This window comes from Bradyrhizobium sp. WSM1743, from assembly GCF_000473065.1.
GTDB lineage: Bacteria > Pseudomonadota > Alphaproteobacteria > Rhizobiales > Xanthobacteraceae > Bradyrhizobium.
Window position 1 is genome coordinate 1 of record NZ_AXAZ01000068.1, and the last position, 11,822, is coordinate 11,822.

The 11,822-nt window shown below is 65.0% G+C and carries 8 protein-coding genes; 6 read left to right on the top strand and 2 right to left on the bottom strand.

Annotation, left to right across the window (positions count from 1 at the left end):
* Window positions 1-829 precede the first annotated feature (829 nt).
* Both ilvD and YU9_RS0130575 read left to right on the top strand, forming a co-directional pair.
* Window positions 830-2,551 (top strand): dihydroxy-acid dehydratase, encoded by a 1,722-nt coding sequence (ilvD, locus tag YU9_RS0130570; protein ID WP_027576208.1) that lies wholly within the window; start codon window positions 830-832, stop codon window positions 2,549-2,551.
* Window positions 2,538-3,365, top strand: a complete 828-nt coding sequence (locus YU9_RS0130575; RefSeq protein ID WP_027576209.1) for a tetratricopeptide repeat protein — start codon at window positions 2,538-2,540, stop codon at window positions 3,363-3,365. The genes ilvD and YU9_RS0130575 overlap by 14 nt, the downstream gene beginning before the upstream one ends.
* Before the next feature lie 18 nt (window positions 3,366-3,383).
* Here YU9_RS0130575 and xth read toward each other — a convergent pair whose 3' ends face one another.
* Window positions 3,384-4,181 carry an exodeoxyribonuclease III gene (gene xth / locus YU9_RS0130580; protein ID WP_036018554.1) on the bottom strand — a complete coding sequence of 266 codons (798 nt, stop codon included), beginning with the start codon at window positions 4,179-4,181 and terminating at the stop codon, window positions 3,384-3,386.
* A gap of 134 nt (window positions 4,182-4,315) precedes the next feature.
* Between xth and YU9_RS0130585 the strand changes: the two genes are divergently transcribed.
* Complete coding sequence (locus YU9_RS0130585) at window positions 4,316-6,646, top strand: ATP-binding protein (RefSeq protein ID WP_027576211.1); 2,331 nt, start codon at window positions 4,316-4,318, stop codon at window positions 6,644-6,646.
* A gap of 4 nt (window positions 6,647-6,650) precedes the next feature.
* Here the strand turns inward: YU9_RS0130585 and erpA are convergent, their stop codons facing one another.
* Window positions 6,651-6,980 (bottom strand): iron-sulfur cluster insertion protein ErpA, encoded by a 330-nt coding sequence (gene erpA / locus YU9_RS0130590; RefSeq protein WP_027576212.1) that lies wholly within the window; start codon window positions 6,978-6,980, stop codon window positions 6,651-6,653.
* Between the two features lie 110 nt (window positions 6,981-7,090).
* On the opposite strand from erpA, the gene YU9_RS0130595 reads away from it, so the two are divergent.
* The 3 genes from YU9_RS0130595 to YU9_RS0130605 all read left to right on the top strand — a co-directional run bounded on the left by YU9_RS0130595 (window position 7,091) and on the right by YU9_RS0130605 (window position 11,790).
* Entirely contained in the window at window positions 7,091-8,299 is a 1,209-nt protein-coding gene (locus tag YU9_RS0130595; protein ID WP_027576213.1) for a deoxyguanosinetriphosphate triphosphohydrolase, read from the top strand.
* Between the two features lie 9 nt (window positions 8,300-8,308).
* The gene (argS, locus tag YU9_RS0130600; RefSeq protein WP_027576214.1) at window positions 8,309-10,099 is read left to right on the top strand and encodes an arginine--tRNA ligase; all 1,791 of its coding nucleotides are present in this window, start codon (window positions 8,309-8,311) and stop codon (window positions 10,097-10,099) included.
* A 140-nt stretch (window positions 10,100-10,239) separates the two neighbouring features.
* The gene (locus YU9_RS0130605) at window positions 10,240-11,790 is read left to right on the top strand and encodes an SPOR domain-containing protein (protein WP_027576215.1); all 1,551 of its coding nucleotides are present in this window, start codon (window positions 10,240-10,242) and stop codon (window positions 11,788-11,790) included.
* Window positions 11,791-11,822 lie beyond the last annotated feature (32 nt).

Consider the following 11,822-nt stretch of genomic DNA (forward strand, 5'->3'; position numbering starts at 1 on the left):
GTGAATTTCGCGGGAGTGAGGGAGGCCAGAAGGAACTCGGCTCCCGGGAGAGCACGGCATAAGCCGTCCGACCATCGCGCAGGGAAGGCCGTGTGTTGGGCTTCACCTGTATGCTGCTGTGCGGTCTCCTTGCGTTACATCTTCGCGCAGCGGAACGCGGGTGCCAGCCGGCACCCGGCCTTCCCTGCGCCCTCTTGTATAGGAGGGTGGAGCGATCAAGCAAAGCTCGGGCAAAGCGCCGCGGGAATGCGAAGGCATGTCTGCAATCGGAATGCACGTTGGAGAGCTGCTGCCACGCTCCGCTCTCGTGCCCCGGACGCAGCGCAGCGTCTCTTCGACGATGCGCTGCAGAGCCGGGGCCCACGTCGCCGCATTGTGCCGTGTCGCCCTGGGTCCCGGCTCGGCGCCGCAACGCTTCACGCGTTGCGGCTTGTCCGGGACACGAAGGGCGTTGTCGTTGCTAGGAAAGGCGCTCCGACTCAGCCGAACTGTCACCCACATCATCGACTCAGATTCGGAAGTGATTTATCCAACCTAAAATTTCAAGTTGTGAATGGCCTTCATGAATAGGTATCTTTGTAATCCCACCCGTGTCTTCCCGGTAACGATTGTGCCGCTTGCGCAACAGTCGGTCCGGATTTAACCCTCATCACTGGCGGTTCGCATCGCCGCCGCTTTTTAGCCACACCTGAACATGAATAAAATCGCTCTAATGTTGTTTTAAAGGGCAGCGGCGGTCTTCGAAGGCGACGAGAAAATCCCAAGGTCGATTCAAATCTTGGCTCTGATTTTTCGGGTCTGAAAGGGTTGGCTGGGGAAACTGGTTGCGATGAACGCTAAGACCGACAAGCAGAGGCTGCCGAGCCGTCACGTGACGGAAGGCCCTGCGCGCGCGCCGCACCGGTCCTACTTCTACGCCATGGGTCTGACCACCGAGCAGATCCACCAGCCCTTCGTCGGCGTCGCCTCATGCTGGAACGAGGCCGCTCCCTGCAACATCGCGCTGATGCGCCAGGCCCAGGCGGTGAAGAAGGGCGTGGCATCGGCCGGCGGCACGCCACGCGAATTCTGCACCATCACCGTGACCGACGGCATCGCCATGGGCCATGACGGCATGCGCTCGTCGCTGCCGTCACGGGAATGCATCGCCGACTCGGTCGAGCTGACCGTGCGCGGCCACGCCTATGACGCGCTGGTCGGGCTCGCCGGCTGCGACAAGTCGCTGCCGGGCATGATGATGGCGATGGTCCGCCTCAACGTCCCCTCGATCTTCATCTACGGCGGCTCGATCCTGCCCGGCAACTTCCGCGGGCAGCAGGTCACCGTGCAGGACATGTTCGAGGCCGTTGGCAAGCACTCGGTCGGCGCCATGTCGGACGAGGACCTCGACGAGATCGAGCGCGTGGCCTGCCCCTCGGCGGGCGCCTGCGGCGCGCAGTTCACCGCCAACACCATGGCGACCGTCTCGGAGGCGATCGGCCTCGCATTGCCGTACTCGGCCGGTGCCCCGGCACCCTACGAGATCCGCGATGCCTTCTGCATGACCGCGGGCGAGAAGGTGATGGACCTGATCGCCCAAAACATCCGGCCGCGCGACATCGTCACTCTTAAGGCGCTGGAGAATGCGGCTGCCGTGGTCGCGGCGTCCGGCGGCTCGACCAATGCTGCGCTGCACCTGCCGGCGATCGCGCACGAGGCCGGCATCAAGTTCGACCTGTTCGACGTTGCCGAAATCTTCAAAAAGACACCGTATGTCGCGGATTTGAAGCCGGGCGGCCGTTATGTCGCCAAAGACATGTTTGAAGTAGGTGGCATACCGCTTCTGATGAAGACGCTGCTCGACAACGGCTTCCTGCACGGTGATTGCCTTACCGTCACGGGCCGCACGATCGCCGAAAACCTCAAGAGCGTGAAGTGGAATCCGCACCAGGACGTGGTGCACCCGGCAGACAAACCCATCACCGTGACGGGCGGTGTGGTCGGTCTGAAGGGCAATTTGGCGCCAGAAGGTGCGATCGTGAAAGTCGCGGGAATGTCCAACCTCAAGTTCACCGGTCCGGCCAGGTGCTTCGACCGTGAGGAGGACGCGTTCGAGGCGGTCCAGAACCGCACCTACCGCGAAGGCGAAGTCATCGTGATCCGCTACGAGGGGCCGAAGGGCGGTCCCGGTATGCGGGAGATGCTCCAGACCACAGCGGCGCTGACCGGCCAGGGCATGGGCGGCAAGATTGCGCTCATCACCGACGGCCGCTTCTCCGGCGCCACCCGCGGCTTCTGCATCGGCCATGTTGGGCCAGAGGCGGCGGTCGGCGGCCCGATCGGGCTGCTCGAGGACGGCGACATCATCGAGATCGACGCGGTCGCCGGTACCCTTAACGTAAAGTTGAGCGACGCCGAGCTCGCCCAGCGCAAAACCAAATGGAGCGCCCGCGCGACTAACCACACGTCGGGTGCGCTCTGGAAATATGCTCAGCAGGTTGGACCAGCGGTCGGAGGGGCAGTGACCCATCCGGGCGGCGCGCACGAGAAACAGTGCTATGCGGACATCTAGGCGTGCCACAGTTGCGTTTATGTTGGGGGCGGCTGCGCTGGCCGCGCCGGCGTTCGCCTTCGACGGCGCGCCGGTCAATCCGAAGGACGCGACCATCCCGGTCGTGACCACCTTGCCAGGCGCGGCGGGTGCGGTGCGCACCAAGGTTCCGCCGGCGGTCGCAGCCCAGGAAACCTCGCTCAGCGCCCTGCAATATGCTGCCGAGGGTGGCCACCCCATCGCGCAGTGGAAGCTCGGCCGCATGTACGCCAATGGCGATGGCGTCGCCCAGGACGATTTGCGTGCCTTCGAATATTTCAGCCGGATCGCCAACGCGCATGCCGAGGACAGCCCGTCGGCGCCGCAGGCGCAGATCGTCGCCAATGCCTTCGTCGCGCTCGGCCGCTACTATCTGGCCGGCATTCCGAATTCGAAGATCAAGGCCGATCCGGACCGTGCGCGGGAGATGTTCTCCTATGCCGCATCCTATTTCGGCAACGCAGACGCGCAGTACGACCTCGCCCGTCTGTACCTGAAGACCCCGGACGCCTCGCGCGAGGACTTCCGCTATGGCGCGCGCTGGCTCGGTCTCGCCGCGCAGAAGGGGCAGCACCAGGCCCAGGCACTGCTCGGCCAGATGCTGTTCAACGGCGACCGCCTGCCGCGGCAGGCCGCGCGCGGCCTGATGTGGCTGACCTTGGCGCGCGACAGCGCTGGTCCCGAGGAGGTCTGGATCAAGGAAAGCTACAACCGCGCCTTCGCAAAGGCCTCCGACGACGACCGCGCCATGTGCCTGCAAATGCTGGAGCAGTGGGTGCAGGGCCGCCGGGAGTAGCTCCACGGCGGGGCGGCGTCAGGCCGCCTCCAGATCCAGATCCGCCCACACCGGCACGTGATCCGAGGGCTTCTCCCAGCCGCGCACATAGCTGTCGATGCCGACATTGGCGAGCCGGTCGGTGGCCTGCGGCGACAGCAAGAGATGATCGATCCGCAGGCCCTGGTTCTTCTGCCAGGCCCCGGCCTGATAGTCCCAGAAGGTGTAGAGGCCCTGCTCGTCGGTCACCGCCCGCAAGGCATCCGTCAGGCCGAGGCCGAGCAGGGACTGGAAGCTCTCGCGCGTCTCGGTCTTGAACAGGGCGTCCTCGGTCCAGGCGGCCGGATTGTGCACGTCGCGGGCATGCGGGATGACGTTGAAGTCGCCTGCGAGGATCAGCGGCTCCTCCGCCTTGAGTCGCTCTTTCGAATAATCAAGAAGCCGGGACATCCATTTGAGCTTGTAGGGATATTTGTCGGTCCCGACCGGATTGCCGTTGGGCAGGTAAAGGCAGGCGATGCGCAGCACCCCGCGCTTGAGCGTCACCACGCCCTCGAGGAACCGGGCATGCGTATCCTCGTCGTCGCCGGCGAGGCCCGACTTGGTCTCGTCGAACCGGAGCTTGGAGAGCAGGGCGACGCCGTTGAACGTCTTCTGCCCGTGCGTCACCACGTTGTAGCCCAGCGCCTCGATCTCCAGCCGCGGAAAGGCCTCGTCGACGCATTTGATCTCCTGCAGGCAGACGATGTCGGGCTGGCACTCCCTCAGCCAGGACAGGAGCAGATCGATCCGCTGTCGGACCGAGTTCACGTTCCACGTCGCTACTCTGATGGGCATGTCGGCGGGCTCCGGGCAGGGACCATGGTTAGAACAAACTGCAAACGCGCCCGTCAAGGACGCCGCAAAATCTCCCACAAAATTAACCCGGTCTAAGCAGGCGGCGGGCCATTGATCGTCAGAAGGTTCCGCGGATGGGATGGCCGGATAAGTCGATGAAGCGAGCTCAGCCGCGTGACGGCCTGATCGGCGCGTTCCTGTATTGGCTCGGCGGCTTCGAGATCGAGGACGGCCTGACTGCCGATCTCAGCGAGCGTGAGATCCGCCGCGTCCGCGCCAAGCAGATCGACGCCGTGACCCGGCTGATCCCGGTGACGATGTCGGTGACGATGCTGAACGTTGCCATCGTGCTGATCCTGTTCTGGGGCAGGGGCTGGAACGACTTCCTCGCGATCTGGGGCCTGACGCTCGCGGCCACCGCCTCGCTCGCGGTGCGCGCGTGGCACAAGTCGCATCAGAACCCGCCGCAGGAGGCTTCGCTCCGCGCCGCGCGGCAGATGCTGCGGCAGGCATTTTTCCTGGCCGCGATCTGGAGCACGCTGCCGCTCGCCTTGTTCAGCCGCATCGAGCCGACCAGCCAATTGATCCTGGCCTGCCTGATGGTCGGCATGATGTCGGGCGGCGCCTTCACGCTCTCGACCTTCCCGCGCGCCGGCCTCGTCTATCTCGCCACCATGACGACCTCCTGCGCCGGCGCGCTGCTCTTGTGCGGCACGGGTCCGTATCTCGTGACCGCGGTGTTCCTGCTGCTGTTCGCGTTTTTCATGGCGCGTAACATCGTCTGCCAGGGCAATCTGTTCCTCGGCAATCTCAAGGCCCAGCTTGAGCTCGAGCGCCAGACGGAGATCATCTCGCTGCTACTGAAGGACTTTCAGGAGAACGCCAGCGACTGGCTGTGGCAGACCGATGCCGAGGGGCATCTGATCGACGTGCCTCAACGCTTCGCGGACGTCGCGCAGCTGCCGCTTCCGCTGCTGAAAGGATCGCAATTCGCCGACGTGCTCGACATGCTGTGCCCCGAAGACAAGTCCGCGGCCTACAACATCGTCGGTCTGATGGAGCAGGCCGAGCCGCTGAACGAGATGAATCTCAAGGTCGTCGCCGGCGGCGAGGCGCGCTTGTGGTCGCTGACGGCGAAGCCCGCCTATGATCGCGAAGGAATGTTCCTCGGCTATCGCGGCTTCGGCCGCGACGTGACCGAGCGTTGGCGCGCGGAAAAGGCCGAGGCCGAGAGCCGCGCCAAGTCGGACTTCCTGGCGGTGATGAGCCACGAGATCCGCACGCCGATGAACGGTGTGCTCGGGCTTGCCAGCATGCTGCTCGAAACCAAGCTTGATCCGGAGCAGCGCGAAGCCGTCACCACGATCCGCGAGTCCGGCGACAATCTCCAGCGTATCCTCAACGACATTCTCGACCTGTCCAAGCTCGAGGCTGGCCGCTTCCAGTTCGAGGTGATCGACTTCGCCCCGCAGGCGCTGGTCGAGACGGTTGCGAGCGTGGTGCGCGCGAGCGCCAAGGGCAAGGGGTTATCCGTCAAGGTCGAGCTCGATCCGGACCTGCCGCCGACGCTGCGCGGCGACGTCGCGCGCATTCGCCAGGTGCTGCTCAACCTCGCGTCCAATGCGGTGAAGTTCACCGACGAAGGCGAGGTCAGGATATCAGTCATCTGCCAGGCGCGCCGCGACCTGCTGGCGACCGTCGAATGGACCGTGACCGACAGCGGCATCGGCATCGCCCCGGAAAAGCTCGGCCTGCTGTTCAGCGACTTCGCCCAGGCCGATGCCTCGATCAGCCGCCGCTTCGGCGGCACCGGCCTCGGCCTTGCGATCAGCAGGCGCATCATCGAACAGATGGGCGGCACCATCGGCGTCACCTCGGCGCCGGGCGAGGGTTCGACCTTCCGCTTCACGCTGGTGCTGCCCTGGAGCCAGGCGCAGGCGTCCGATGCCGCGGCCGGGCGCGACGAGGCAGAGGAGCTGAAAGCCCGCATCGCCGGCCTCGATCGGCCGCTCAAGGTGCTGGTCGCAGAGGACGATGCCGTCAACCGCATGGTCGTGAGCAAGATGCTGGGGGCCTTCGACGTCGAATTGCGCGTCGTCACGGACGGCGCCGAAGCCGTCGCGGAGGCCTCCGAAGTCCACTACGACGTGGTGCTGATGGACGTGCGCATGCCCGACATGGACGGACTTGCTGCTACCCGCGCGATCCGTGCGCAGGGAGGCCGCTTCGAGGTCCTGCCGATCGTCGCGCTCACCGCCAACGCCTTTCCCGAGGACGTCAGGATCTGCCGCGAAGCGGGCATGTCGGACTTTCTGGCGAAACCGCTGCGCAAGCAGGCGCTGATCGCAGCCTTGCTGCGTGCGCTCGACGGGCACACCATGTCGGAGGACGCGCCGCTCCAGCCGGTGCTGATGCCGGTCGACGTGGATTGGAGGGACGAGGAAAGACAGATAACGGGCGTCTAGCCGGTCAGACCGAGAAGCTGGTGCCGCAGCCGCAGGACGCGGTCGCGTTGGGATTGTTGACGCGGAACGAGGCGCCGATCAGATCGTCGACGAAATCGACCTGCGAGCCCGCAAGGAACGGCTGCGAGGCGGAATCGACCAGCACCACTGCGTTCTCCTGCTCGATCACGAGATCGTCCTCGGTGCGGGCACGGTCGATGTCGAACTTGTACTGGAAACCGGAGCAGCCGCCGCCCTCGACGGAGATGCGCAGCATCGCGCCAGCACCTTCGCCCTTGAGGATCTCCCCAATCCGGCGTGCGGCCCGGTCGCTGATGGTCACGGCAGTCGTCATCACTGGTCTCCAATAGTCCCGCAGTCATACCCAATTCATTTGGTATCCCGCGCCTGACATAGTTAAGTGCCACCATACGCAGAATCAAATGGATAGGGACTAAATTCGCCGTGTCCGTCGGAATGGCAGCCCCCCGCGCGCCCTATGCCTGCGACCCCGATCGCAGCCGCGGCCGGCTGGTCGCCGAGCCCCCGAGCCGGACCCGCAGCCCGTTCCGGCGGGATTGCGACCGGGTGATCCATTCCACCGCGTTCCGCCGCCTGAAGTACAAGACCCAGGTGTTCGTGTTCCACGAGGGCGACCACTACCGCACCCGGCTGACCCATTCGCTGGAGGTGGCGCAGATCGCCCGCGCGCTGGCCAGGCAGCTCGGGCTGGACGAGGACCTAACCGAGACCCTCGCACTCGCGCACGATCTCGGTCATCCGCCGTTCGGACATGCCGGCGAGCGGGCCTTGGACGCCTGCCTGAAGGAATTTGGCGGCTTCGACCACAATGCTCAGACGCTCCGCGTCGTGGCTTCGCTCGAGCACCGCTATCCCGAGTTCGACGGGCTCAACCTGACCTGGGAATCGCTGGAGGGCATCGTCAAGCACAACGGCCCGCTGACTGACCGCAGCGGCGTCCCGGTTGGGCGCTATCGCGAGCATGGCGTTCCCGTTGGGATCGCCGACTACGTCAAGACCTATGATCTCGAATTGTGGAGCTTTGCCTCGCTGGAGGCGCAGGTCGCCGCGATCGCCGACGACATCGCCTATGACGCCCATGACATCGATGACGGCCTGCGCGCCGGCCTGTTCCAGCTCGACGATCTCAAGGCAATGCCGCTGACCGCGGAGATCATCGCCGAGACTGCGGCGCATTATCCCGATCTCGAGGACGTCCGGCGCGGCGCCGAGCTGGTGCGCGAGCTAATCTCGCATCTGATCGGGGCGGTGTTTGCGGAGACGCAGAAGAACCTCGCTGCCGTCAAGCCGCAATCGGCCCAGGACGTGCGCCAGCAGAGCCGGGCGCTGATCGCGTTTCCGGTCGAGGTCGCGGAGGAAGAGGCTGCCATCAAGACCTTCCTGTACCAACACATGTACCGCCACGAGCGGGTGATGCGCGTGATGGGGGAGGCGGAGCAGATCCTGTTCGATCTGTTCGCGAAATACCTGAAGGTGCCAGCCGAGCTGCCGCCGGAATGGCTGTTGGGCGCGGAGGCGGACAATGAGGGCGACCGGGCACGCCGGATCGGCAATTTCATTGCCGGAATGACCGACCGTTTCGCCCTGACCGAGCACCAGCGGCTCTTTGACTCGACCCCGGATTTGCGTTAGGCGGCGGCCATGCCCCAGACATCCCCATCCCTGCATCTGTTCGCCGATGTGCTCGCACGCGTGCACGCCGCCTGCCGTGCGCTCGCGGCGGACGCCAATTGGTCCGAGGGCATCGATTTCTCGCGGGTGGTGGTCGAGCCGCCGCGCGACGCCACCCATGGCGACATGGCGACCAACGCCGCGATGGTGCTTGCGAAAGAGGCAAAGGCAAAGCCGCGCGATCTCGCCGAGCAGATCGCCGAGCGGCTGCGCACGGATGCGCTGATCGCCAAGGTCGACGTCGCAGGTCCCGGCTTCATCAATCTGACCTTGAGGCCGGCCGCCTGGGCCGAGGCGCTGCGGACCGTGCTGCGCGAGGGCGCCGATTACGGCCGCATCCGCGGCGGCTCCAAAGTGAACGTCGAATACGTCTCGGCCAATCCGACCGGTCCGATGCATGTCGGCCATTGCCGCGGCGCCGTGTTTGGCGACGCGCTGGCCAGCCTGCTCCAGTTCGCGGGCCACGACGTCACGCGGGAATATTACATCAACGATGCCGGCGCGCAGGTCGACGTGCTCGCGCGCTCCGCCTTCCTGAGATATCGCGAGGCGCTCGGCGAGGACACCGGCGCCATTCCCGAAGGTCTATATCCAGGCGACTACCTGAAGCCGGTCGGCGAGGCGCTGGCGAAGGAGCACGGCGACAAACTGGTCGCGAAGAGCGAGGCTGAGTGGCTGCCGACGGTGCGTGCCAAGGCGATCGCGATGATGATGGACGAGATCAAGGACGATCTCGCCGCGCTCAACATCCGTCACGACGTGTTCTTCTCTGAACGTTCGCTGATCGAGGGTAGCAACAACAAGGTTGCCGAGACCATCGACTTCCTGCGCGCCAAGGGCGACATCTACGAAGGCCGCCTGCCGCCGCCGAAGGGCGCGCCGGTCGAGGATTGGGAGGACCGCGAGCAGCTGCTGTTCAAGGCGACGGCTTACGGCGACGACGTCGATCGTCCGCTGATCAAGTCGGACAATTCCTACACCTACTTCGCCTCCGACATCGCCTATCACAAGAACAAGTTCGACCGCGGCTTTGCCGAGATGATCGACGTCTGGGGCGCCGACCATGGCGGCTACATCAAGCGGATGCAGGCGGCGGTGAAGGCGACGACCTCGGGGAAGGGATCGCTCGACGTCAAGATCGTGCAGCTCGTGAAGCTGCTGCGCAATGGCGAGCCGGTCAAAATGTCCAAGCGGAGCGGGGACTTCGTCACCTTGCGTGAGGTGGTGGATGAGGTCGGCCAGGATGCCGTCCGCTTCATGATGCTCTATCGCAAGAACGACGCGGTGCTCGACTTCGACCTCGCCAAGGTCATGGAGCAGTCGCGCGACAACCCGGTGTTCTACGTCCAGTACGGTCATGCACGCGGCCACTCGATCTTCCGCAATGCGCGGGCCGAGGTGTTCCCGGAATTGCCTGAGGATACCGGCAAGCGCATCGCCTGGCTCGCTGAGTCGGCGGTCGAGCGGCTGTCGGACCCCGTGGAACTCGATCTTCTCAAGCGTCTCGCAATTTATCCGCGCATGCTGGAAGCGGCAGCCAGCGCCCACGAGCCGCACCGAATTGCCTTTTATCTCTATGATTTAGCCAGCGAATTTCACGCACTTTGGACGAAAGGGCGCGATTTGCCCTATTTACGCTTCATTATCAATAATGATGCAGATCTTACAAAGGCGCGGCTGGCGATGGTCCAGGGCGTCGTCTCGGTTCTGGCATCGGGCCTCGCCATCCTCGGCGTCCATGCTCCGGACGAGATGCGGTAGTTTGGGGCGAACTACTTAAGGGGAATTCGGGGGTAACCGGCAGAAGCCGGACCGCTTAGACTTGGTTGAAAGCCTTGTGGGTCGAAAGCCGTGCCTTGGTCGAGGGGCGCGCGGCTTTCCCGAAGGGACGCATCATCACGATGGCCGAACGATATCAGGACAGACCGTTTCCCTCCGATGCATATGGTCGCGGTGGCGATCAGCATGGGAAGGCGGAAAATGATCCCTTGGCCGAGCTCGCCCGTCTGATCGGACAAACCGATCCGTTCGCAGCGCAGGGGCAACCGACTGCGCGTCCGCCGGCGGCGCCCGCCCAGAGCTATAATGAAGACGATTACCGCCAGGCCGACGATCAGCAGGATTACGCCGAGCAGGCGCTGCCATCGCCTGGGCCGCCCTCATGGATGCGGCGCGCCAACGTGCAGCCGCAGCCGGCACCCGCGCCGGAGCCTGACTATCCCGTCTCGGTCAGCCCGGTTCATCCGTTGCACCGCTATTCAGCCAAGCCTGCCGTGCCCGAGCCTGATGTTCATCAGCCGCAGGCCTATCAGGATCAGGGTTTTCAGGATCAGTCCTACCAGCAGCATGGCCAAGCCTACCAGGAGCAGGCTTATCAGGAGCCGTATGCGCAGCCCGATGCCTCGCGCTACGACGATGCGCTCTACGGCCGGCTGGAGACAGGCGAGCAAGACTACCAGCGCGAGCCGGCCTATCCGGATGACCCTTACGCGTACCAGAGCGACTATCCCGAGGCCGAAGTCGAGGAGCCGAAGAAGCAGCGCGGCGGCATGATAACGGTCGCGGCGATCCTGGCGCTTGCCGTGGTCGGCACCGGCGCGGCGTTCGCCTACAAGACCTATATCGGCTCGCCCCGCAGCGGCGAGCCGCCGATCATCAAGGCTGACAACACGCCGACCAAGATCGTGCCGGCTCCGACGGACTCCGCGGCCAAGGTGCCAGACCGCATGGTCAGCGGTGACGGCACTGAAAAGATCGTGCCGCGCGAGGAGGCTCCCGTCGACGTCAACGCCAGGGCGGGCGGTCCCCGCGTGGTGTTCCCGCCGCTGAACCAGAATGCGAACCCGCCGTCGGTGGCCAGCGTATCGCCGTCTGCGGTGCCTCCGCCGAGCGCGGGGCCGACTCCGAGCAACGGCACGCTGCCGAACAATTCGCCGCGTGCGATCAGGACCGTGGCCGTGAAGGGCGATCAAACCGACAGCGCCGTGCCGCAATCAGCGGCCGCCAAGCCGACGCCCGCGGCGCCGAAACCTGTTGCCGCGCCCGCTCCGCCGGCCGCGCCGCGCAATCCGCCGACCTCGGCAAATGCCAGCGTCAACCAACCCCTTTCGCTCGCCCCGCAATCGGGAGCGCCGGCCGAGCCGCCGCAGCGGATGGCTGCCACCAACCCGACGCAAATCGCGCCCAGCAGCAGCGGCGGCTACATCGTGCAGGTCTCCTCGCAGCAGAGTGAGGACAGTGCGGCCGCTTCCTACCGGGTGCTGCAGAGCAAGTATGGCAGCGTGCTCGGCTCCCGTTCGCCTGTGATCAAGCGGGTCGATCTGACTGATAAGGGCAAGGGGATCGTCTACCGCGCCTTCGCTGGTCCCTACGCTTCGGCCGAGGAGGCGACGCAGGCTTGCAACAGCCTGAAGTCCGCAGGCCTGTCTGCTTGCTTCGTCCAGAGGAATTAACGGCCGTTTCCTTGACCCCCCAGCGGGGCAGG